The sequence below is a fragment of the Rhodococcus sp. PBTS 1 genome (genome assembly GCF_001620025.1).
GTDB lineage: Bacteria > Actinomycetota > Actinomycetes > Mycobacteriales > Mycobacteriaceae > Rhodococcoides > Rhodococcoides kroppenstedtii.
The window spans coordinates 2525475-2547615 of record NZ_CP015219.1 but is presented as its reverse complement, the minus strand read 5'-3'; the positions used below and the strand labels follow the sequence as shown (position 1 = coordinate 2547615).

At 71.4% G+C, this 22141-nt stretch carries 23 protein-coding genes; 15 read left to right on the top strand and 8 right to left on the bottom strand.

Annotation, left to right across the window (positions count from 1 at the left end):
* Positions 1-95 precede the first annotated feature (95 nt).
* Both A3Q40_RS20245 and A3Q40_RS11505 read left to right on the top strand, forming a co-directional pair.
* Positions 96-254, top strand: a complete 159-nt coding sequence (locus tag A3Q40_RS20245; protein ID WP_156511667.1) for a hypothetical protein — start codon at positions 96-98, stop codon at positions 252-254.
* A 34-nt stretch (positions 255-288) separates the two neighbouring features.
* Complete coding sequence (locus A3Q40_RS11505) at positions 289-690, top strand: hypothetical protein (protein WP_068106023.1); 402 nt, start codon at positions 289-291, stop codon at positions 688-690.
* A gap of 1 nt (position 691) precedes the next feature.
* On the opposite strand, the gene A3Q40_RS11500 is transcribed toward A3Q40_RS11505, so the two are convergent.
* Genes A3Q40_RS11500 through A3Q40_RS11490 form a run of 3 tightly spaced genes read right to left on the bottom strand, consistent with a single transcriptional unit; the run spans position 692 to position 3488 of the window.
* Positions 692-1447 (bottom strand): uracil-DNA glycosylase, encoded by a 756-nt coding sequence (locus A3Q40_RS11500; protein WP_068106020.1) that lies wholly within the window; start codon positions 1445-1447, stop codon positions 692-694.
* Entirely contained in the window at positions 1444-2913 is a 1470-nt protein-coding gene (locus A3Q40_RS11495; RefSeq protein WP_082834141.1) for a PH domain-containing protein, read from the bottom strand. Before A3Q40_RS11495 ends, A3Q40_RS11500 begins: the two co-directional genes overlap by 4 nt.
* A gap of 50 nt (positions 2914-2963) precedes the next feature.
* On the bottom strand, positions 2964-3488 hold the full coding sequence (locus A3Q40_RS11490; RefSeq protein WP_068106016.1) for a PH domain-containing protein: 525 nt from the start codon (positions 3486-3488) through the stop codon (positions 2964-2966).
* Between the two features lie 59 nt (positions 3489-3547).
* Here A3Q40_RS11490 and A3Q40_RS11485 point away from each other — a divergent pair, with 59 nt between their 5' ends.
* The 9 genes from A3Q40_RS11485 to A3Q40_RS11445 all read left to right on the top strand — a co-directional run bounded on the left by A3Q40_RS11485 (position 3548) and on the right by A3Q40_RS11445 (position 12889).
* Complete coding sequence (locus A3Q40_RS11485; RefSeq protein WP_068106014.1) at positions 3548-6139, top strand: bifunctional FO biosynthesis protein CofGH; 2592 nt, start codon at positions 3548-3550, stop codon at positions 6137-6139.
* Positions 6136-6924, top strand: coding sequence for a hypothetical protein (locus A3Q40_RS11480; RefSeq protein ID WP_235606278.1), 789 nt, complete (start codon positions 6136-6138; stop codon positions 6922-6924). The genes A3Q40_RS11485 and A3Q40_RS11480 overlap by 4 nt, the downstream gene beginning before the upstream one ends.
* 12 nt (positions 6925-6936) lie before the next feature.
* Positions 6937-7260, top strand: a complete 324-nt coding sequence (gene fdxA, locus A3Q40_RS11475) for a ferredoxin (RefSeq protein WP_068102344.1) — start codon at positions 6937-6939, stop codon at positions 7258-7260.
* 38 nt (positions 7261-7298) lie between these two features.
* Positions 7299-8402, top strand: coding sequence for a succinyldiaminopimelate transaminase (dapC, locus tag A3Q40_RS11470; protein WP_068106009.1), 1104 nt, complete (start codon positions 7299-7301; stop codon positions 8400-8402).
* Positions 8403-8410: 8 nt separating this feature from the next.
* Positions 8411-8950, top strand: a complete 540-nt coding sequence (locus A3Q40_RS11465; RefSeq protein WP_068102342.1) for a DUF6584 family protein — start codon at positions 8411-8413, stop codon at positions 8948-8950.
* A 66-nt stretch (positions 8951-9016) separates the two neighbouring features.
* Entirely contained in the window at positions 9017-9250 is a 234-nt protein-coding gene (locus A3Q40_RS11460) for a hypothetical protein (protein ID WP_068102340.1), read from the top strand.
* Between the two features lies 1 nt (position 9251).
* A complete protein-coding gene (locus A3Q40_RS11455) occupies positions 9252-10658 on the top strand; it encodes an acyl-CoA synthetase (RefSeq protein WP_068102338.1) in 1407 nt (468 codons plus the stop codon).
* A gap of 11 nt (positions 10659-10669) precedes the next feature.
* Positions 10670-11695 (top strand): NADP-dependent oxidoreductase, encoded by a 1026-nt coding sequence (locus A3Q40_RS11450; RefSeq protein WP_082833881.1) that lies wholly within the window; start codon positions 10670-10672, stop codon positions 11693-11695.
* Between the two features lie 9 nt (positions 11696-11704).
* Positions 11705-12889, top strand: coding sequence for a lipase family alpha/beta hydrolase (locus A3Q40_RS11445; RefSeq protein ID WP_068102335.1), 1185 nt, complete (start codon positions 11705-11707; stop codon positions 12887-12889).
* On the opposite strand, the gene A3Q40_RS11440 is transcribed toward A3Q40_RS11445, so the two are convergent.
* The 5 genes from A3Q40_RS11440 to dapD all read right to left on the bottom strand — a co-directional run bounded on the left by A3Q40_RS11440 (position 12868) and on the right by dapD (position 17735).
* Positions 12868-13875, bottom strand: coding sequence for a crotonase/enoyl-CoA hydratase family protein (locus tag A3Q40_RS11440; RefSeq protein WP_068102333.1), 1008 nt, complete (start codon positions 13873-13875; stop codon positions 12868-12870). The two genes, A3Q40_RS11445 and A3Q40_RS11440, sit on opposite strands and share 22 nt — an antisense overlap.
* On the bottom strand, positions 13872-15509 hold the full coding sequence (locus A3Q40_RS11435; RefSeq protein ID WP_068102331.1) for an acyl-CoA dehydrogenase family protein: 1638 nt from the start codon (positions 15507-15509) through the stop codon (positions 13872-13874). Before A3Q40_RS11435 ends, A3Q40_RS11440 begins: the two co-directional genes overlap by 4 nt.
* Complete coding sequence (locus A3Q40_RS11430) at positions 15506-16135, bottom strand: TetR/AcrR family transcriptional regulator (protein WP_068102329.1); 630 nt, start codon at positions 16133-16135, stop codon at positions 15506-15508. Before A3Q40_RS11430 ends, A3Q40_RS11435 begins: the two co-directional genes overlap by 4 nt.
* 74 nt (positions 16136-16209) lie before the next feature.
* A complete protein-coding gene (locus A3Q40_RS11425; RefSeq protein WP_068102328.1) occupies positions 16210-16749 on the bottom strand; it encodes a GNAT family N-acetyltransferase in 540 nt (179 codons plus the stop codon).
* Between the two features lie 35 nt (positions 16750-16784).
* A complete protein-coding gene (gene dapD, locus A3Q40_RS11420) occupies positions 16785-17735 on the bottom strand; it encodes a 2,3,4,5-tetrahydropyridine-2,6-dicarboxylate N-succinyltransferase (protein WP_235606277.1) in 951 nt (316 codons plus the stop codon).
* A 39-nt stretch (positions 17736-17774) separates the two neighbouring features.
* On the opposite strand from dapD, the gene dapE reads away from it, so the two are divergent.
* From dapE to A3Q40_RS11400, 4 genes are all read left to right on the top strand, one after another.
* Positions 17775-18905: a succinyl-diaminopimelate desuccinylase gene (gene dapE, locus A3Q40_RS11415; RefSeq protein WP_068102326.1), complete on the top strand. Its 1131-nt coding sequence runs from the start codon at positions 17775-17777 to the stop codon at positions 18903-18905.
* Positions 18906-18915: 10 nt separating this feature from the next.
* Complete coding sequence (locus A3Q40_RS11410) at positions 18916-19650, top strand: TIGR00730 family Rossman fold protein (RefSeq protein ID WP_068102325.1); 735 nt, start codon at positions 18916-18918, stop codon at positions 19648-19650.
* Entirely contained in the window at positions 19647-20186 is a 540-nt protein-coding gene (locus A3Q40_RS11405; protein ID WP_068102323.1) for a TIGR00730 family Rossman fold protein, read from the top strand. The genes A3Q40_RS11410 and A3Q40_RS11405 overlap by 4 nt, the downstream gene beginning before the upstream one ends.
* Positions 20187-20271: 85 nt before the next feature.
* Positions 20272-22044, top strand: a complete 1773-nt coding sequence (locus A3Q40_RS11400) for a long-chain-acyl-CoA synthetase (RefSeq protein WP_068102321.1) — start codon at positions 20272-20274, stop codon at positions 22042-22044.
* The last annotated feature ends 97 nt before the right edge of the window (positions 22045-22141 follow it).

Sequence of the window (22141 nt, the reverse complement as noted above, 5' to 3'; positions counted from 1 at the left end):
AACGGGGAATCTGCCGGGTTATGCTGTGAGCGCTGTCACGGAGCGGGGTCCGGCGTCGGCGCCGACATCTCGCCCTACCGTCACCAGGAGATCGCGTGATTTTCAACTACGACCTGCAGAACGCCATCGTGGCGTTCGTCGATTCGCTGCGCCCCACCGCGGACCTGCAGCGGGCGATCTACCTCGACGCGGTGTCCGGGTTCGCCACCACCGTGAGCAATTTCCTCACCTCCATCGGCTACCCGCCGCGCTGACGACCCGCCGTCCCGGCGGCGAGTGGGTGACCGCGTGAGCGGCCACGCCGGAGAGTCCGTGGTGACGGGCGTCAAGGCCGCCATCCTCGCCGCGCTCACCCTCGACGGATTCCTGTGCGCTCTCGGTGCGGTCCTGTTCCTGCCCGCGTACCTCGGCAGCACCCCGTTTCCGGTGAGCGGCCTGCTCGCCGGGGCCGTCAACGTTCTGCTCGTCCGCGTGGCGTACTCCGTCTCGCACAACGGCGGCCGAGCGGCGTTGCCGCTGGGTGGCTTCGCCCTCGGCCTCCTCCTCGCGATGCTCGGCGGGCCCGGCGGCGACGTCCTCGTGCTCGCCGACTGGCGCCTGCTGGTCCTCCTGGCCGGTGGCCTGCTGCCGCCCGTGGTGCAGCTCTTCGCACTGCGATTCCGACGGTTGACCGCCCTCGGGGCGCGCTGACTCACCTGCTGCGCGAGACCCCGGCAGCGTCGGCGGCTCGGGCGAGCACGTCCTCGACCATCGCCGGGGTGAGGCGCCCGGTGAAGGTGTTCTGCTGGCTGACGTGGAAGCACCCGAACACGGTGAGCTCGGGCAGATCGGGGGCGATCGGGGCGAGCGTCACCTGCGCGCCGTGGCCGAAGCGCGGCCGCGGGCGCGGCACGTCCCACCCCGCGCCGGCGAGCACCGGCATCAGCGCCTGCCATCCGAATCCGCCCAGCACCACGACGGCTCGCACCGTGGGAGCCAGGAGATGCAGCTCGCTCTCGAGCCAGGACCGGCACCGGTCGCGCTCCGCCGGCGTCGGTTTGTTCTCCGGTGGTGCGCAGTGCACCGGGGACGTGATACGCGTGCCGACGAGTTCGAGTCCGTCGTCGATCGCGGTCGCGGTGGGTTGCGACGCGAGACCGACGGCGTGCATGGCGGCGTAGAGCACGTCGCCGCTGCGGTCGCCGGTGAACATGCGGCCGGTGCGGTTCGCGCCGTGGGCGGCAGGGGCGAGTCCGACGATCAGCAGCCGCGCATCGGGCGGTCCGAACCCGGGAACCGGTCGGCCCCAATAAGTTTCGTCGCGGAACGCGGCGCGTTTCTCGCGCGCGACGCGCTCCCGCCACTCCACCAACCGGGGGCACGCGCGGCACTCGGACACGCGGGTGTCGAGTTCGGCGAGAGAGCGCGGCGGCGGCTGAGCAGGTTCGGCCGGCCCGGTGCGGGTCATCGGTCGCAGCCCCAGACGTCCGTCGCGCCGGGCGCGGCCGCCTCGGCGATGGCCCACGCGCGGTCGACGGGTAGGTCGAGAACCCGGTAGGCGCCGGTTCCGGCCGCCGTGGCGGCGACGAGCGTCGCGACGCCGGCCCGTCGTTGGAAGAAGGTCTGGCGCACGGTCCAGGCGACGACACCCCGCGCGTCGAGCACGACTCGTCGGCGGTCGAGGCTGCCGTGCTCGGTCACCAGCAGTCCGGGCCGGACCCGATGACCGAGGGCCGCGTACCGGTCCAGCGCCAGCGCGATCGCGGCGACGGCGACGAGTCCGAGCACGATCCACGCCCACGTCGGTACCGCCCGCCCACTCACCGCGTAGCCGGCCGTCGCCGCCAGGGCCGCCGCCACCGGCAGGAGGGCGCGGGTGAGGCGTCGTCGTCGGGCCACGGGTCCGTGCGCCGTCAGCGGCGCGGTCGCCGCGTCCGCGGCGTCGGGCAGCAGGGTGGCCGCCGTCGACGTCACCGCGGCACGCGGCGCGGGCGGCAGGATCAGCGAGGACTCGTGCTCGGAGGCGCTGACCCCGGTCATGACCGCGTCGAGGCGCGCGCCGCCGGCCAGCCGGAGCAGCAGCGGCCGGCGGATCGACGCCCCTCGCAACCGGGCGCGGTCGAAACTGGCGTGACGGGTGGAGAGGACACCGTGTTCGACCCGGAGTCGCTCGCCGTCGTCGGTCACGCGCAGATTGCCGTAGACGAGGAGGTAGCGCGCGGCGGCGATCGCGCTGGAGACCACGAGGGCGGCGACCACGGCGATCGCGACCGCCGCGACGACGCCCAGCGACACGACGCGGCGGTAGGTGTCGTCGACCACTGCCGACGACGCCACGGCGCCGGCGGCGCCCGATTGCCCGAGCAGTCCCGCCGCGGCCCCGACGACGGCGAGACCGGTCAGCGTGAACGGGGCGTACCGCACCCACGCCGGGTCGACGCGCGCGAGTTCGCGCTCAGCGGGAGCGGGGACGTCTCCGCCGGCGTCGGGATCGGGTGGTGGGGCCACGGCCGTCGCCAACAGTTCCTCGCGCAGCGCCGGAACGACGCGCGCGTCGAGCGCGTTCAGTTCGAACGTCTCGCCCTTGCCGGCGTGCTGACCGGTCCCCACGGTGAGCACCGCCAACCCGAGCAGTCGGTGCAGGGGCCCCGCCTGCACGTCCACGCTGCGGATCCGGCCCCGCGGGATCGAGAGCACCTTCTTCTGGAGGACACCCGTGCGCAGCTGCACGTGCACCGGGCCGAGCCGGTAGCCGGTGGTCACCCAGCGGGCGATCGCGGCAGCCACCACGACGGCCAGCACGATCGCGCTCCAGAGGTGGTTGCCGCTGGTGCTGCCCACCACCAGGGAGACCACGAGGACCGGCAGCAGCCGGACCACCTCGGTGACCGGGTGCACCAGCAGCATCCGGCGATCGAGGCGAGCCCACGGCATCGCGTCCTCGCGAGCCTCGGCGGCAGCCGAGTTCTCGGGTGCCGGCACGCTCACGTCGCGTCCCCCCGCGAGCGCGCCGCCGCCTCGGTGACGCGGGCGACCACCCGGTCCGCCGTCTCGAGGTCCAGCGCGGCGATACGCACCGCGCCGGCGGACGACGCCGTGGTGACCGTCACCGTCGCCAGGCCCAACGCGCGCTCGAGGGGCCCGCGCTCGGTGTCGACGGTCTGGACCCGGTTCAGCGGTGCGATGCGCCGTTCCTGGTCGAACCAGCCCGTCCGGGTGTAGACGGCGGTGTCGCTGACCTCCCAGCGATGCACCGCGTAGCGCCAGCGGGGCACGACGAGTACGTGGACGGCGGCCGCCACCAGCGCGATCGGGACGAGGATCAGCAGCGGCGCCCAGAGCGGGCGGGTCGCGACCGTGGCCAGGAGCACGGCCCACACCACGAGCCCGAGGAGAATCGGTGCCCACAGCAGACCCGCGGCCACGGTCCACAGCGTGACGGCGCGCGGGCCCAACCTTTCCGCCGGGTCGCGCACGGTGAGCTGCGGTCGCGTCGTGCTGTCGGACACGTCGTTCACCCCTGCTGTGGCCGGGCCCTACGAGGAGGGCGCATGATCGGACGGTGACGATGTTGCCCGATCCGACCACACCCGCGCGCACCGACACCGCCGGACGCACCGACGCGGGATCTCGAACCGAGGTGCCCGCCCCGACCCCGTCGGCGATGCGCCGCGCGCTGCGGCGCGCTCGCGACGGCGTGGTGATCAGTGTCGACGAGGCCACCACCCTGCTGCACGCGCGCGGGGAGGACCTGGTCGACCTGTGCGCCTCGGCCGCTCGGGTCCGCGATGCCGGGCTGCTGGCAGAGGGTCGGCCGGGCACCGTGACGTACTCGCGCAAGGTGTTCGTTCCGTTGACCCGGCTGTGCCGCGACACGTGCCACTACTGCACCTTCGTGACCGTGCCGGGGAAGCTGCGCGCCGAGGGACGAGGGATGTTCCTCGACCCGGACGAGGTGCTCGACATCGCCCGCCGCGGAGCGGAACTGGGGTGCAAGGAAGCGCTGTTCACGCTCGGGGACCGCCCCGAGGACCGGTGGCCCGAGGCCGCGGAGTGGCTCGAGTCCCGTGGCTACGGGTCCACGGTCGACTACCTCCGGGCCATGTCGATCCGGGTGCTCGAGGAGACCGGTCTGCTGCCGCACCTGAATCCGGGCGTGCTGAGCTGGGAGGAGATCTCGCGGCTCAAGCCCGTGGCGCCGTCGATGGGCATGATGCTCGAGACGACGTCGCGTCGGCTGTTCGAGGAGAAGGGGCAGGCGCACTACGGCAGTCCGGACAAGGATCCCGCGGTGCGGCTGCAGGTGCTCACCGACGCGGGCCGTCTCACCGTCCCGTTCACCACCGGCATCCTGGTGGGAATCGGCGAGACCGTGCGGGACCGCGCCGAGTCGATCGTCGCGATCCGCGCGTCGCACAAGCAGTTCGGGCACGTGCAGGAGGTGATCGTGCAGAACTTCCTGGCCAAGCACGACACCGCGATGCGGTCGGCGCCCGACGCGGGCCTCGAGGAGTTCCGCGCCACCATCGCCGTCGCCCGGATCCTGCTCGGCCCGGCGATGCGTATCCAGGCACCGCCGAACCTGGTGTCGCCGGACGAGTGCGCGTCGCTTCTCGCTGCGGGAGTGGACGACTGGGGCGGGGTGTCGCCGCTGACACCGGACCACGTCAACCCCGAACGGCCGTGGCCGAACCTCGACACCCTCGCCGAGATCAGCGCGGCCGCCGGATTCGTCCTGACCGAACGCACTGCGGCGCAACCGAAGTACGTCCGCGCCGGATCGCCGTGGATCGATCCTCGGATCGCCGCCCACGTGCGCGCGGTGTCCGACCCCGCCACGGGCCTCGCGGCCGACGTCCGTCCGACCGGTCTGCCGTGGCAGGAACCGGACGAGGTCTGGGAGTCCACCGGACGGACCGACCTGCACACCGCCATCGACACCGACGGCCGGAACACGGAGACGCGCAGCGACATCGGGTCGGCGTTCGGCGACTGGGACTCGGTCCGCGAGCAGGTCGCGGCGTTGGCCGAGCGCGCGGCCACCGCGCCGGAGCGTCTCGACCGCGACGTCGCAGCGGCGTTGCAGGCGGCCGAGCACGATCCGGCGGGCCTGTCCGACGAGCAGTACCTCGCGTTGGCGACGGCCGACGGTCCGGCGCTCGACGCGGTGGCGGCGTTCGCCGACGCCCTGCGCCGGGACACCGTCGGCGACGACGTCACGTACGTGGTCAACCGGAACATCAACTTCACCAACATCTGCTACACCGGTTGCCGGTTCTGCGCGTTCGCGCAGCGCAAGGGGGACGAGGACGCGTTCTCGCTCTCGGCGAGCGAGGTGGCCGACCGGGCCTGGGAGGCCCACGTTCTCGGCGCGACCGAGGTCTGCATGCAGGGCGGAATCGACCCCGAGCTGCCCGTCACCGGATACGCCGATCTGGTCCGCGCGGTGAAGGCCCGTGTGCCGTCGATGCACGTGCACGCCTTCTCGCCCATGGAGATCGTCAACGGTGCCTCGCGGGGCGGACAGTCGGTGGAGGACTGGCTGATCGCGTTGCGCGAGGCGGGGCTGGACACGATTCCGGGGACCGCCGCGGAGATCCTCGACGACGAGGTCCGGTGGGTGCTCACCAAGGGCAAGCTGCCCGCGCGGACGTGGGTCGACGTGGTGTCCACCGCGCACCGGGTGGGTCTGAAGTCGAGTTCGACCATGATGTACGGCCACGTCGACAACCCGTCGCACTGGGTCGGACACCTCAACGTGCTCAAGGGCATTCAGGACCGGACGGGTGGCTTCACCGAGTTCGTTCCGCTGCCGTTCGTGCACCAGTCCTCGCCGCTCTACCTCGCCGGGGCCTCCCGTCCGGGTCCGACGCAACGCGACAACCGCGCGGTCCACGCGCTGGCGCGGATCATGCTGCACGGCCGCATCGACAACATCCAGACGAGCTGGGTCAAATTGGGCGTGGCGGGTACACGGGTGATGTTGACCGGCGGAGCCAACGATCTGGGGGGCACGTTGATGGAGGAGACGATCAGCCGGATGGCGGGATCGCAGCACGGATCGGAGAAGACGGTGGCGGAACTGCACGAGATCGCAGCGGGCATCGGACGGCCCGCGGTGCAGCGCACCACCGCCTACGCGGATCGGACCGCGGCGTGAGCCCCGACCGTCTGGGTGACCAGCGCGTCGCCGGTGTGCTGCGGGCGGCCGTCCGGGTCATCGACCCGATGCTCGAGCTGCTCGCCGATCGGGATCCGCTGGGCATCAAGCGGCGCACCTTCACCGACGCCGGGACCGGCGGCTCGACCGGGTCGGTGGACACGGCCCTGAACGCCGTCGCCAAGGTCTTCGACGCGGCGGACACGCCGGGGACGAAGTCGTGGGAGTCCATGACGGTGGACCAGCGCGTGAACTGGTGGGTCCGCCGCGTCGGCGGCATCAGCACGGTCGCCGTGGCGTTCCCCGGCATCTTCGGCGTGTTGGCCCGGCGACTGCCGCTGGGCGACGTGCTCGGCTTCGCCAACCAGGCCATCGTCCTGGTGGCGGTGGCCCGGGAGTACGGCATCGACGATCGCGACGAGCAGGTCCGCCTGCTGGCGTCCGTGCTGTGCAACCGCGAGTTGCCCGTCGGGGCCTCGGTGGACGCCCCCGCTCCGCAGGAAGCCGCGGAGGAGGAGCAGCGCGGCTCGCAGCGGCTGTCCCGATCCCCGTTCGCACTGCTCTCCACGCTGTGGTCGGTCACCAAGATCCTCCGCGCGGTGACGGACGAGTTGGACAAGCGACCCCGCAGCCGTACCGTTTATCGATGGCTCGGTAACCTGCCGGTGGTCGGTGCGGTGGCCGGCTACTTCGGCGAGCGCGGCGCACTCGTCCGCGCGGCGAAGTCGGGTCGAACCTGGATCGAGCGGCGCAGCACGTCCGCGCCCGTAGTTCGGAAAGGCTAAAGGAGAACGTCAGTGCCGTACACGATTGCCGAACCCTGCGTCGATGTCCTGGACAAGGCCTGCATCGAGGAATGCCCGGTCGACTGCATCTACGAGGGTGGCCGGATGCTCTACATCCAGCCCGACGAGTGCGTGGACTGCGGCGCCTGCGAGCCCGTGTGCCCCGTCGAGGCCATCTTCTACGAGGACGACGTCCCGGAGCAGTGGTCCGCCTACATCGCCGCGAACGTCGACTTCTTCGACGACCTCGGATCGCCCGGCGGTGCGGCGAAGGTCGGCAAGACCGACTACGACCCGCCCTTCATCAAGTCGCTCCCGCCGATGGGCGAGAGCTGAGCGTGACCGAGGCGCCGTCGGCCGGACTCGCGACGCGCGTGTCGCGGCGGCGCGTGTCGGACCGTCTCCCGGTCTTTCCGTGGGACACGATCGCGGAGGCGAAGACTACCGCGTCGGCGCACCCGCACGGCATCGTCGACCTCTCCGTCGGCACCCCGGTCGATCCGGTGGCGCCGGTCATCCGTGACGCGCTGGCATCGGTCGCGGAGCAGGCCGGCTACCCGACGACGGCCGGCACTACCGCACTCCGGGCCGCCGCGACGGCGGCTCTGCAGCGTCGCTACGGCATCGCGGGCGTGGCCGACGACGCGGTGCTCCCCGTCATCGGAACGAAAGAGCTCATCGCGTGGCTGCCCACGCTGCTGGCTCTCGGGTCCGACGATCTCGTGGTCGTGCCGGAACTCGCCTACCCGACGTACGAGGTGGGCGCACGGCTCGCCGGGGCGCGCACGCTGCGTGCCGACGGGCTGACCCGCCTCGGCCCGGAGAACCCGTCCTTGATCTTCGTGAACTCGCCGTCGAACCCGAGCGGGCGCGTCCTCGGCGCGGCGCACCTGCGCAAGGTGGTCGAGTTCGCGCGCGAGCGCGGCGCGGTGGTGGTGTCCGACGAGTGCTACCTGGGGCTGTCCTGGGACGCGCCGGCAGTGTCGATCCTCGCCGACGACGTGAGCGGCGGTGACCACACCGGTCTGCTGGCCGTGCACTCGCTGTCCAAGACGTCCAACCTCGCCAGCTACCGGGCGGGCTTCGTCGCCGGCGACGGCGCCCTGGTCGCCGAGCTGCTCGCGGTGCGCAAGCACGCGGGCATGATGGTGCCGCTCCCGGTGCAGGCGGCCATGACGGCCGCCCTGTCCGACGACGAGCACGAGGCCGAACAGCGCGAGCGCTACCGCGCGCGGCGGACGGCCCTGGCGGCCGCGCTCACCGCCGCGGGATTCCGCATCGACCACAGCGAGGCCGGTCTGTACCTGTGGGCGACGCGCGGCGAGTCCGGGCGCGCCTCGGCGTCGTGGTTCGCCGACCGCGGAATCCTGGTCGCCCCCGGTGAGTTCTACGGCCCGGACGGCGAGCAGCACGTGCGTATCGCGCTCACGGCGACGGACGAGCGGATCGCCGCCGCCGTCGCGCGCCTGACGGTCTGAGGCGGCCCGTGGGCGCCCTCGACCGCGTGCAGGAGGACCTCGCCCGCGGTGAACCGTGGAACGCGCGCAAGCGTCTGGGGGCGGTGCTCGAGCGGGAACCGGCCTCGCAACCCGCGCTGGACCTCCTCGCTTTCGCCTGTCTGGCGATGGACGACGTGGCCGGCGCCGGCGCGGCGTGGTTCCTCACCGACCGCGACGAGTCCGATCCCGTCGTGCGGGACGCCCTGGCCGCGTTCGCCGCGTCGTCCGACCGGTCGGTGGTGCTGGCGCGGCGTCTGCCGATGAACGCGCCCTCCCGCGCGTACCCACCGCGGGCGCGGGAACGTCTGGCACTGCTCGAATCCCGCATCCGCGCGGCGGGGGACGACTGGGAGCCGCCGGGCGAGGTGCACTACGTCGCCCAGGACGGCGTCGACGTCGAGGCGTTCGACGAATGGACCGAGCCGACGGTCCGGGATCGGTCCGGCGTGAAACTGGTCGCCGCCGTGCTGGTCCTCGCCATGCTGGGTGGCGTGACCCTTGCGACGCTGCTCACGGTGCTGTTCTGACCGTCACCGACCAGCCCGCCGTGTCGGACGGCGGTCGTGTCGGTGGCCGGTGGTACTGATGGAGTCATGGATCAGGTCACGATCGACTCCGTGCCGCACGACCCCGCGTGCCTCGACTGCGCCGGGTCGCTGGATCACTGCCACGGAACCCTCGTCGTTCACAGCGACTTCACCGTCGAGTGCACCGAGGCGGGCTGTGTGCTCGCGCATCGGGAGCGTCACGCGTTGGTGGTCGACTGCGTCGCGGTCGCGGGTGGGTGTTCGTGCGAGGTCTCCGTGGCCGTCTCGCAGGCGTCGTGACGTGCTGCTCCGATCGCTGAACCCCTACCTGGTCGCGCGCGGTGACGACGTCGAGGACGCCGTCACGGTGGGGGACACCGTCCTCTCGCGCAGTGACCTGATCGGCGCGGCCACGTCGGTGGCCGAGCGTATCGCCGGCGTCGACCGGGTCGCCGTGTGGGCCGAGCCCACGGCGCGCACGGTGGTCGCCGTGGTCGGCGCGCTGATCGCGGGTGTCGCGGTGGTGCCGGTGGCGCCGGATTCCGGTCCCGCCGAACTCGATCACGTGCTGGCCGATTCCGGCGCACGGGCCTGGCTGGGTGTGGCGCCGGAGCACGCCGGCGGACTGCCGACGGTTCCGGTGCGCATGCACGCACGGTCGTGGCACAGCTATCCCGAGCCCGCGGGGGAAAGCACTGCGCTGGTCCTCTACACCTCCGGCACCACCGGGCCGCCGAAAGGTGTTCTACTGAGCCGAGACGCGCTGGCCCGGGGGCTGGACGCCTTGGCCGAGGCGTGGGCGTGGACGCCGAACGACACCGTCGTACACGGACTTCCGCTCTATCACGTGCACGGACTGGTGCTCGGCATCCTCGGCTCGCTGCGCATCGGCAGCCGTGTGGTGCACACCGTGAAGCCCACCCCCGAGCGCTACGCGGCGACGCGCGGCACGGTGTACTTCGGTGTCCCCACGGTGTGGTCGCGGATCGCGGCGGACGAGGAGTCGGCGCGCGCGCTGAGCCGTGCACGGCTGCTCGTGTCCGGTAGTGCGCCTCTTCCGGTCCCGGTGTTCGAGAAGCTCGCCGCATTCACCGGCATCGCGCCGATCGAGCGGTACGGCATGAGCGAGACGCTGATCACCGTCAGCACCCGCGCGGACGGCGAACGGCGGCCCGGCTGGGTCGGACTTCCGTTGCGCGGCATCGAGACCCGCCTGCGCGCCGAGGACGGGACCGACATTCCGCACGACGGCGAGTCCATCGGTTCGTTGCAGCTGCGCGGGCGCTTCTTCGACGGTTATCTCGGCAGGCCCGAGGCCACGGCCGCGACGTGGACCGACGACGGCTGGTTCGTCACCGGCGACGTGGCCGCGATCGATGCGGAGGGGTTCCACCGCATCGTCGGACGCGAGTCGACCGACCTGATCAAGACCGGTGGCTACCGGGTGGGTGCGGGCGAGGTGGAGACCGCGATTCTCGGCGTGCCGGGCGTCGGCGAGGTGGCCGTGGTGGGTCTCCCGGACGACGACCTCGGGCAGCGCATCGTCGCGTTCGTCGTCCCGGACAGCGGCGCCGACGTCGATCCGGATGCGGTGATCGACCATGTGGCGCAGCAACTCTCGGCGCACAAGCGTCCGCGTGAGGTCCGGTTCGTGGAGTCGTTGCCGCGCAACGCCATGGGAAAAGTGCGCAAGGCACTGCTGGAGTAGCGTCGGTGGCCATGACCACCTCCACACGCATCGTCCTGGCCTCCCGCCCCGCCGGAGCTCCGACCGCCGAGAACTTCCGCACCGAGACCGCCGACCTCCCGGAGGTCGGTGACGGTCAGGTGCTGCTGAGGGTTCTCTACCTCTCGCTCGACCCCTACATGCGAGGGCGGATGAGCGACGCGGAGTCCTACGCCGAGCCCGTCGCGTTGGACGACGTGATGTGCGGCGGCACCGTCGCGGAGGTCGTCGAATCCCGCAGCGACGCACTGCCGGTCGGCTCGGTCGTGTTGTCCTACTCGGGCTGGCAGACGCACGAGGTGGTCGACGCCGCGTCGGTGCGTCGTCTCGATCCCGAGCGCGCGCCGATCTCCACGGCCCTCGGTGTGCTCGGCATGCCGGGGTTCACCGCCTACGCGGGCATGACCGTGATCGGGCAGCCGAAGGAGGGGGAGACCGTGGTGGTCGCGGCGGCCAGTGGGCCGGTCGGCTCGGCGGTGGGACAATTCGCGAAGATCAAGGGCGCCCGCGCGGTGGGCATCGCGGGCGGCCCGGAGAAGTGCGCGTACCTGATCGACGAGCTCGGCTTCGACGCCGCGGTCGATCACCGTGCCGACGACTTCCGGAAGCAGCTCGCGGCGGCGACACCGGACGGCATCGACGTGTACTTCGAGAACGTGGGCGGCGCGGTCGCGCGTGCCGTGCTGCCGCGACTCAATACCTACGCCCGGGTCCCGGTGTGCGGCCTGATCGCCCAGTACAACGACACGCAGGCCCCCGAGGGGCCGGACCGGCTGCCGGGCTTCTTCACCCGGGTGCTCACCAAGAGCCTGACCGTGCGCGGCTTCATTCAGAACGAGTTCGTCCGCGATCACTACAAGAACTTCCAGCGCGAGGTGTCGGAGTGGGTTGCCGACGGTCGCTTCCGCTACCGGGAGGACGTGGTGGAGGGGCTCGAGAACGCCCCCGACGCGTTCTTCGGACTGCTCGAGGGCCGCAACTTCGGCAAGCTCGTGGTGAAGGTCGCCGACCGCGATTAGAGTACACGTGTGCACTCGAACAGCCCGCGCGCCCGCCGCCGCAACGAGGTGGCCGGCGCGGCGACCGTCCTGGCCTCGGCCGTCGACATCCTGTCCCGGCCGGTCCAGGGCACCCATCGCGCGGTGAACGACGTCGTGTTCGGGGTGCTGGGCCGGCCCGCCTCGCCGATCCGCACGCTGAACGACGGCATCGCCGACGCCGTGTACGCCGCGGTGCGGGGTGGCAGTGCCGCGGTCGCGAAGGCGGTGGCCGTCGGGTCCGAGCTGCTGCCGGACGAGACCGTCTCGCACGCGGTGACGTCGTCGGCGGCCGGATCGGTGGTGGTGGGCGCGGTGAACGGGCTGCTCGGCGACCGGTTGGTCGCGGAGGCGAACGACCTCGCCGTCGAGCTGGGGCCGCACCACCGACGTCGCGTCGTCGCGAACGAGACGGCGGAGCTCACGACGGCGTTCCCGTTCGCGACCGGGCACCTCGCGGTGCTCGTCCACGGTCTCGGCGAGACCGAACAGGCGTGGTACTACCGGCACGACGGTCGCGGCAGCTACGGCGAGACGTTGGCCGCCCACGGCATCTCGGCGGTATGCCTGCGGTACAACACCGGAACCGGCATCGTCGACAACGGCGCGGCGCTGGCCGATCTGCTCGACCGCGTCGTCACGGCGTGGCCTGTTCCGGTGGAGCGCATCGACCTGGTCGGGCACTCCATGGGCGGTCTGGTGCTGCGCCGCGCCTGCGGTGTCGAGGCGAGCCGGGCCACCTGGTTACCGCTGGTGCACACGGCCTGTTACCTGGGCACGCCGCACGAGGGCGCCCCGCTGGCCACCGGCGTGTACCACCTGTCGCGCGCGTTGCGGCGGGTGAAGCAGACCGCCGTGTGGTCCGACCTGCTGGACGTGCGTAGCCGGGGCGTGGACGACCTCCGGCTCGCCACCGACGTTCCGCTGGCCCCGGGGATCCGACACGTCGCCGTGCAGGCGACGCTGGCCGAGGATCCGCACGCCTGGTGGGCCGACGCCGTCGGGGACGGGCTGGTGACCCTGCGCAGCGCGCGTGGTCCGGTGTCCGAGGTCTACACCCTGCCCGGCACGGGCCACCTCGCCCTGCTGTCCGACCCGCGCGTGTCCCGCGTGCTCGTCGACCTCATGACCGACGCCGCTCCGCGACGGATCGGTCAGGTCGCCGCCCGCGCCTGAGGCTTGGCGTCGCCGAACGGCTCGTCACGTTCGCGGACGGCCTCAAGGAACCCGACCGTCGCCGCGCGGGTCTGGAAGGCGTACCCCTCCCGGGTGTGCCGGGAGATGCCGTCGAACACCGTGGAGATCATGGTGGACGTCGCCACCCCCGACGCGAGCAACGCACTGTTCAGAGCGAGCTTGACCATCATCAGCTGGTTGATCGGCATCTGCGCGATGCGCTCGACGAACTGCTCGGTCCGCGCGTCGAGTTCGTCTGCCGGGTGCGATTCGACGGCGAGGCCCCATTCCACGGCCTGCCGCCCGGTCAGACAGTCACCCGTGAGCAGCAGTCGCTTGGCGCGCTGGTCGCCGAGGCGGTGCGCCCACATGCCCGCGGCCGGAATGCCCCACACGCGCGTCGGGGGATAGCCGATCCGGGCGTCGTCGGCGCACACGATCTGGTCGGCGTAGAGGGCGATGTCGGTGCCGCCGGCGATCGCGAAACCGTGCACCTTGGCGACGACGGGCTTGGTGGCGTGCAGCAGACTTGCGAAGCCGCGGTTGAAGCGGCTCATCATGGCGTAGTCGAGCATCGGGTCCCACGTCCGCGACGGATCGTGGTTGCGCGCCTGGACGGTCGCATCGAGGGCGGTGCCCTCCGCACCGGACCCGTCCGTACCGTCGGCCGGACGCGCGCCGTTCTCGGCGTAGATCGACAGGTCGTACCCACCGCAGAATCCCTTGCCGCGGCCGGACAGCAGAATCACGTGGACCCGCGGATCGAGATCGGCGCGTTCGACGGCGTGCGCGAGGTCCAGCGGCGTGTCGGCGGTGATGGCGTTGCCGCGCTCGGGCCGGTCGAAAGTGATCCGCGCGATGCGGCCGGTGACCTCGTAGGTCAGGGTCGCGTAACGGTGGTCGTCCGCCGGCGAGGTGCGCTCGGCGAACGCGCTGCCCGCACCCTCGTCCCACCCGTCCCGCCAGGCGGCCGGGCGCTCGCTCACGCGCCCACCTTCGGGGTGTTGCGCTCGATGATCGCGGCGGTGTCGACCCCGGTGGGCAGGGTGCCGAAGACGGTGCCCCAGTCGCCGCCGAGCCGGGTGGCGGTGAACGCGTCCGCCACCGCGGGATGGCCGTGCCGCACCAGCAACGACCCCTGCAGGGTCAGCGCGAGATCGCCCACGACGCGCCGTGCGCGGTGTTCGAGCGAGGCGACGTCGGTGAACGCCGACTTGACCCGGCGCACCGCCGCGTCGAGGGCGTCGTCGGCGCCGGCCGCGCTGTCGAGCTCGTCGAACAGCACGGTCAGCGTCTCCGGTTGACGGGCCACCGCGCGCAGCGTGTCCAGCGCGGCGACGTTGCCGGAGCCCTCCCAGATGGAGAGCAACGGTGCTTCCCGGTACAGCTTGGGCATGCCCGATTCCTCGGCATACCCGTTGCCGCCCAAGCATTCCAACGCTTCGGCCGCGTGCGCCGGGCCGCGCTTGCACACGTAGTACTTGCTCACCGCCAGCCCGATCCGGCGGAGCAGCGCGGCACGCTCGTCACCCGCCGCGGCCCGGTCGGTGAGTGCCGCGAGCCACAGGGCCACCGTCGTCGAGGCCTCGGCCTCCACGGCGAGGTCCGCGAGCACGTTGCGCATCGCCGGCTGGTTCACCAACTGCTTGCCGAACGCGGCCCGGTGCGTCGCGTGGTGGATCGCCCGCGCCGTGGCGTCGCGCATCCCCGTCGCGCTGCCCAGCGTGCAGTCCAGTCGGGTCATGTTGACCATCTCGATGATGGTCCGCACGCCGCGGCCTTCCTCGCCGACCAACCACGCCGTGGCGCCGTCGTACTCGACTTCGCTCGAGGCGTTGGAGTGGTTGCCCAGCTTGTCCTTCAGGCGCTGAATGGCCATGGCGTTGCGGGTGCCGTCCGGCAGAATCCGCGGCAGCAGAAAGCAGGACAACCCGCTCTCGCTCTGGGCGAGGACGAGCAGGATGTCCGACATCGGGGCCGAGGTGAACCACTTGTGGCCGGTCAGCGACCACGTGCCGTCCGGCCGCGGCACGGCCGTGGTGGTGTTGGCCCGCACGTCGGAGCCGCCCTGCTTCTCCGTCATCGACATGCCCGCGATCAGCCCGCCCTTTTCCAGCGGCGGCCGGAACGACGGGTCGTAGACCCGCGTGGTGAGCAGGGGCTCGTACTGCGCGGCGAGGTCCGGGTTCGCGCGCAGCGCCGGCACCACGGCGTAGGTCATCGAGATCGGACAGCCGTGCCCGGCGTCGACGACGCTCCACACGCTCGACGTCGCGGCGCGGACGAGGTGCGCGTGCGGCGACTCCTCGGCCCACGGTGCGCCGTGCAGGCCGAGATCGACTGCCGTGCGCATCAATTCGTGGTAGGCGGGGTCGTAGATCACCTCGTCGACGCGGTTGCCGTAGCGATCGTGGGTGTGCAGGACCGGCGGATGGGCCTCGGCCAGCTCACCCCACCGCTGCGCGCGGGCGCTTCCGGCCAGTCGGCCCACTCGGTGCAACTCCGCCTCGGCGTCGCCCGCCCCCTCGCGGTGGAGCGCCTCGAGCAGCACGGGCTGATCCGCGACGTCGTACTCGACCAACGGCGGGACCTGGTTGGTGACGGTGTGGGTGGGGGTCATGTGGTGCTCCTGACGACGGGATTCGGTGCGCCGAGCGCGCGGAGGGTGACGGTCTCGAGGGCGTCGATCACGCGGGCGTCGACGTCTCCGCGAGCGAGGGGGACCACCAGCGCCTCGCCGATGGCGCCGACGAGGCAGGCCGCCGTCAGGGACGCGTCCTGCTCGGGGAGTTCGCCGTCTCGGACGGCGGCGCGGATGGCTGCGGCGAGTGTGTCGGCGAACGACCGCCGGAAGGTGAGGCGCTCGGTCTCGACGAGGGCGTCGATGGGCTCGGCCAGCAGGGCGTAGGCGAGAGTCGGTGCGCGGCAGGCACGCTCGCAGAAGGTGCGGACCGCGGCGAGCACGGAGTCGGTGTGGGTGCCGGTCGCGGCGGCACGGTTCCCGGCCGCCGTCGCGGCGGCCACCTCACGGGTGCAGGCATCACGGAAGACCTCGGCGAGCAGGTCCCCCTTGCCGGGGAAGTAGCGGTAGACGGTGCCCACGCCGATGCCGGCGCGGGCGGCGACCTCGGCCACCCCGCACGCGGCGTATCCGCGTTCGGCCACGAGGGACAGTGCGGCCGTGACGATCCGGGATCGGGCGGCGTCCAGCCGTTCCTGGACCGCAGCGGTTCGTCGGTACACCACGGCAAGAAGTGAACGCCCGTTCCGCGGACGTGTCAAGGATGGAACGGGAATTCACGTTTTGCCGGGACGGGCGACTACCAGCGCGGTCCCACACGGTTGTTGACGCACAGGGTGCCCTCGACGTCGATGCTGCTGGGCGGGCGGAACACCATGACGTTCTCGCCGTCGGCCGGCGGCCGGGGGTCCTCGCCGTTCCCGACCACCCCGAGCAGGCCACGCCACCGCACCCACCCGCGGCCCTCCCAGAAACCGATCGCGCCGGGCAGCGAGTTGAGCACGCCCAGCGCACCCTCGTCCTCGATCACCGCTTCGAGACGGTCGAGGACGATGCGGCCGAGTCCGGTGCCGCGGCGGTCGGAGTCGACCGCCACGGCCTCGACGTAGCGTCCGTCGATCTCCTTGCCGTCGTGGACGAGCAACCGGGGCACTGCCGCGGCGTGCGCCACCACCAGACCGTCCAGCCGCGCCAGCACGTGGGTTCCGCCGAGTGCGTGCACCCAGTCGTGCGGTTCGAACTCGCTGCCGAACACCGCCCGCACCAGTGCTTCCGCCTGGTGTGCGTCGTGCTCGCTCAGGTCCTCGGTGGCGACGGTCTCGAGTCGCGGTTCGGTCATGGTCCCCCCGAATCTGTCGACCGCGGTACCCGCGGTCAGTCGTTGGCGTGCAGGATGGAGTTCAGTTCGACTCCGGTGCCCTTCCACGGAACCACCTCGACGGCGCCCGAGACGGAGTTTCGGCGGAACAGTAGGTTCGACCGCCCGCTGAGGGCCGCGGCCTTGACCACCGTGCCGTCGGGTCCGGTCACCTTGGTGCCGGCCGTGATGTAGAGCCCGGCCTCGACCACACAGTCGTCGCCGAGCGAGATGCCCAGGCCCGCGTTGGCGCCGAGCAGGCACCGCTCGCCGACGGAGATGACTTCCTTGCCGCCGCCCGAGAGGGTGCCCATGATCGACGCGCCGCCGCCGACGTCCGACCCGTCGCCGACGACGACACCGGCGGAGATGCGCCCCTCGACCATCGAGGAGCCGAGCGTGCCGGCGTTGAAGTTCACGAAGCCCTCGTGCATGACCGTGGTCCCCGACGCGAGATGCGCGCCCAGTCGGACCCGGTCGGCGTCGCCGATGCGCACGCCGGTCGGCACCACGTAGTCGACCAGGCGCGGGAACTTGTCGACGCCGTAGACGGTGACGGGGCCGCGGGCCTTGAGTCGCGCACGCGTGACCTCGAACCCGTCGACGGCGGCCGGCCCGTGGTTGGTCCAGACGACGTTGGCGAGCAGGCCGAACTGTCCGTCGAGGTTGACCCCGTGCGGCGCGACCAGGCGGTGCGAGAGCAGATGCAGGCGAAGGTAGACGTCGTGCGCGTCGGTGGGGGCGTCCTCCAGCGAGGCGATGGTGGTGCGCACGGCGACGACGTCGACGCCGCGCGCGTCGTCGGCACCGACCAGCGACGCCAGGTCCTCGGGGACGTCCGCGCCCTGCAGGCGGGTGGTACCGCTCTCGGTGACCTCGCCCAGTTCGGGAGCGGGGTACCAGGTGTCGAGCACCGTGCCCGAGGTCGTGATGGTTGCGAGTCCTGTTGCCGATGCGCCTGTGGTCACGGTGCCCGAGCCTAGAGCACGGCAGTAGGGTCGACGATCGTGAGCGCACCCGTGGTCCTGGACCTGCATGCAGACCCGATCGACCTCACCGCCGCCCTCGTGGACGTCCCGAGCGTCTCCCGCGACGAGGCCACGCTCGCGGCCGCGGTCGAGCACGCCCTGCGGGAACAGACCACCGGCTTCGAGGTGATCCGCTCGGGCAACGCGGTCCTGGCGCGGACCCACCGCGGCCTGCCGACGCGCGTGATCCTGGCCGGCCACCTCGACACGGTCCCGATCGCCGACAACGTGCCGTCGCGGCGCGAGCGTGGGGGACCCGAGGGCGACGTCCTGCACGGTTGCGGCACCGTCGACATGAAGTCGGGCGACGCGGTGTTCCTCCACCTCGCGGCCACCGTGGCCGACCCCGCCGCGGACTTGACGCTGATCTTCTACGACTGCGAGGAGATCGAGGCGACCGCCAACGGGCTCGGCCGCATCGAACGCGAGCTGCCGGAGTGGCTCGCCGGCGACGTCGCGATCCTCGGCGAGCCGTCGGGCGGGTTCATCGAGGCCGGGTGTCAGGGCACGCTGCGCATCCGCGTGACGACGACGGGAGTGCGCGCACATTCGGCGCGATCCTGGCTGGGCGACAACGCGATTCACCGGCTGGGCGCGGTCCTGACTCGGCTCGCGGCGTACGAGCCGCGGACCGTCGACATCGACGGCTGCGTGTATCGCGAAGGGCTGCAGGCCGTTCGGGTGGTCGGGGGAGTGGCGGGCAACGTGGTGCCCGACGAGGCGGCCCTCGACGTCAACTTCCGGTTCGCGCCGGACCGCTCGGTGGACGACGCCGTGGCGCACGCCTCGGAGGTGCTGGCCGGCGACGGCGTGCGACTCGAGGTGACCGACCGGTCGCCCGGGGCGCTGCCGGGTCTCGCGGCGCCGGCCGCGGCCGCACTGGTGGAGGCGGCCGGGGGACGGTTCCGGGCCAAGTACGGCTGGACCGACGTCTCCCGGTTCTCGGCGCTCGGCATTCCGGCCGTGAACTACGGGCCGGGCGACCCCAATCTGGCCCACAAGCGCGACGAGCGCGTGCCCACCGAGCAGATCACGCACGTGACGGACGTCCTGCGTCGCTACCTCACCACCGGACACCTCACCACAGGACGCGGTGCGTCGGGCCGTTAACCTCACCCTCATGACGCAGGATCGCCAGGCCGCGCGCTACCGCGGCCCGATACTGGACCGCCGCACTCGGGCGAACTCGACGACGGACCAACGGCTGCTCGACAATCGGGGACCCTCGGACTGGGTGCACACCGACCCGTGGCGGGTGCTGCGCATCCAGAGCGAGTTCGTCGAGGGGTTCGGGGCGCTCGCCGAACTGCCCCGCGCCGTCACGGTGTTCGGCTCGGCGCGCACGCCGTCGGAGTCGCCGGTGTACGAGTCGGGCGTCAGGTTGGGCGCCGCGCTCGCCGAGGCGGGCTACGCCGTGGTGACGGGCGGCGGCCCGGGCGCGATGGAGGCGGCCAACAAGGGCGCGTGCGAAGCGGGTGGACTCTCGGTCGGCCTCGGCATCGAGCTGCCGTTCGAGCAGTCCCTGAACCCGTGGGTCGACCTTGGGGTGAACTTTCGCTACTTCTTCGTGCGCAAGACGATGTTCGTGAAGTACTCGCAGGCGTTCGTCTGTCTACCGGGCGGTTTCGGCACGCTCGACGAGATGTTCGAGGCGTTGACCCTCGTCCAGACCCGCAAGATCACGCGCTTCCCGATCATTTTGTTCGGCACGGAATTCTGGGGTGGTCTGCTGGAGTGGATCACCACGACGCTGGTCGAGGCGGGCACCGTTTCGGAGTCCGACGTGGCCTTGATCCGGTGCACCGACGACGTCGACGAGGTCGTCCGGTGGATCGACGAGAGCGCGGGGCAGTGACGGCGGTCTGCGTCTACTGCGCGTCGGGTCCGGTCGAGCAACGGCACCTCGATCTGGCCACCGCGCTGGGCACCGAGATCGGCCGGCGGGGGGGCTCGCTGGTCTCGGGCGGCGGCAACGTCTCGATGATGGGTGCGGTCGCGCGTGCCACCCGGGCGGCGGGGGGTCGGACCGTGGGTGTCATCCCCCGTGCGCTGGTCGAACGCGAGGTCGCCGACGTCGACGCCGACGAGTTGGTCGTCACCGAGACCATGCGTGAGCGCAAGCGCATCATGGACGATCGCGCGGACGCCTTCGTAACTCTCCCCGGAGGCATCGGCACGCTCGAGGAGCTCTTCGAGACCTGGACGTCCGGCTACCTCGGCATGCACGCCAAGCCGGTCGTGGTGTTGGACCCGACGGGGCACTTCGCGCCGTTGCTCGACTGGCTCGACGGTCTGTCCGGAACCGGTTTCGTCTCCCCGTCGTCCCTCGCTCGCCTGGTTCGGGTGGACACCGTCGACGCCGCGCTCGACGCGTGCAATCTCGTCGTGTGACGTGTGGTGAAACTTACCAATCGGTAAGGTAAGCATCGTCACAAGCCGGACACAGACGAAGGCCGGCTCGTCAGGGAGGAAACGTATGGCTGCCGACGCTCGTCACAAGATCGGATTGCTGGATCTCGCCACCGCGACAGCGAAGATGGCCCCGGCGCTGCCGACGGTGATCCGGGGAGTGCCGGGATTCCTGCGCAAGCCGACGGACAAGGAGTCCATCGGCTTCATCTTCCAGCGTGCCGCGGCCAAGCACCCCGAGCGTCCCTTCGTCCGCTTCGAAGGTGACACCCTGACGTACGGGCAGGCCAACGATCTGGTCAACCGCTACGCGTCGGTGCTCGTGGACCGGGGGGTCCAGCGCGGCGACGTGGTGGGCGTGCTGGCCAAGAACTCGATGCGCACGCTGCTCGTGGCCCTGGCGGCGGTGAAGCTCGGCGCCACCGCGGGCATGCTGAACTTCAACCAGCGCGGCGACGTCCTCGAGCACAGCCTCGGCATCCTCGACGCCCGGGTGGTCGTCATCGACGAGGACTGCCTCGAGGCGCTCGACTCCCTCGACGAGGCCCTGCCGGAGAAGGTGGTGCTGCACGCGGACGAGCTCGACCGGCTGGCCGAGTCCGCCAGTGCGGAGAACCCCGCCGTCACGGCCGAGATCCAGGCCAAGGAGAAGGCATACTACATCTTCACCTCCGGCACAACGGGCATGCCGAAGGCGAGCCTCATGAGTCACTTCCGGTGGCTCAAGTCGATGTCCGGCCTGGGCAGCATGGGTGTGCGGCTCCGCAAGGACGACGTGCTGTACTGCTGCCTCCCGCTGTACCACAACAACGCGCTGACGGTGTCGCTGTCGTCGGTCCTCGCGTCCGGTGCGGCGATCGCCATCGGCCGCCAGTTCTCGGTCTCCCGGTTCTGGGACGACGTGCGGGCCAACGAGGCCACCGCGTTCACCTACATCGGCGAGCTCTGCCGGTACCTGCTCACCCAGGACGAGAAGCCGACCGACAAGGACAACACCATCCGGCTCATCGTCGGCAACGGTCTGCGGCCGGAGATCTGGGACGAATTCAAGGACCGGTTCGGCATCTCGCGCGTCGCCGAGTTCTACGGTGCCAGCGAGTGCAACATCGCGTTCATCAACGCCTTCAATCTCGACCGTACGGCCGGGTTCTGTCCGCTGCCGTACGCCGTGGTCGAGTACGACGACGAGACGGGCAAGGCCAAGCGTGACAGCAACGGCCGGCTCACCAAGGTGTCCGCCGGCGGCGTGGGTCTGCTGCTGTCGAAGATCACCGACCGCGCACCGTTCGACGGGTACTCCGACGAGGACGCCACCAAGAAGAAGCTCCTGCAGGACGGCTTCAAGGACGGCGACTGCTGGTTCGACACCGGAGACCTGGTGCGCCAGCAGGGTTTCCGCCACGTCTCGTTCGTCGACCGGCTCGGTGACACGTTCCGCTGGAAGGGTGAGAACGTCGCCACCACGCAGGTCGAGGGCGCACTCGGATCGCACCCGGACGTCGACCAGGCCGTCGTCTTCGGGGTCGACGTCCCCGGTACCGACGGCAAGGCCGGCATGGCGGCGCTGACGCTGCGCAGCGGCAAGAAGTTCGACGGCGCCTCCCTCGCCGCCCACGCGTACGAGTCGCTGCCCAGCTACGCGGTGCCGCTCTTCGTCCGGGTGGTCGAGTCCCTCGAGGCCACCTCCACCTTCAAGAGCAAGAAGGTCGAGCTGCGCAAGACCGGGTACGGCGACGGCGACGGCGATCTGTACGTGCTCAAGGGCAAGGCCGACGGCTACGTCGAGTTCTACGACGGCTACGTCGACGAGGTCGGCGGCGGCAAGCTGCCCAAGGGCTGAGCGTCGCAGGGCCCAACGAGGCCGGTGCGGCGGGAAGGCAAGATGGTCGGGTGCACCCGTTCCCGACTCTGTGCGGCCGTCCCGTCGCAACCGACCG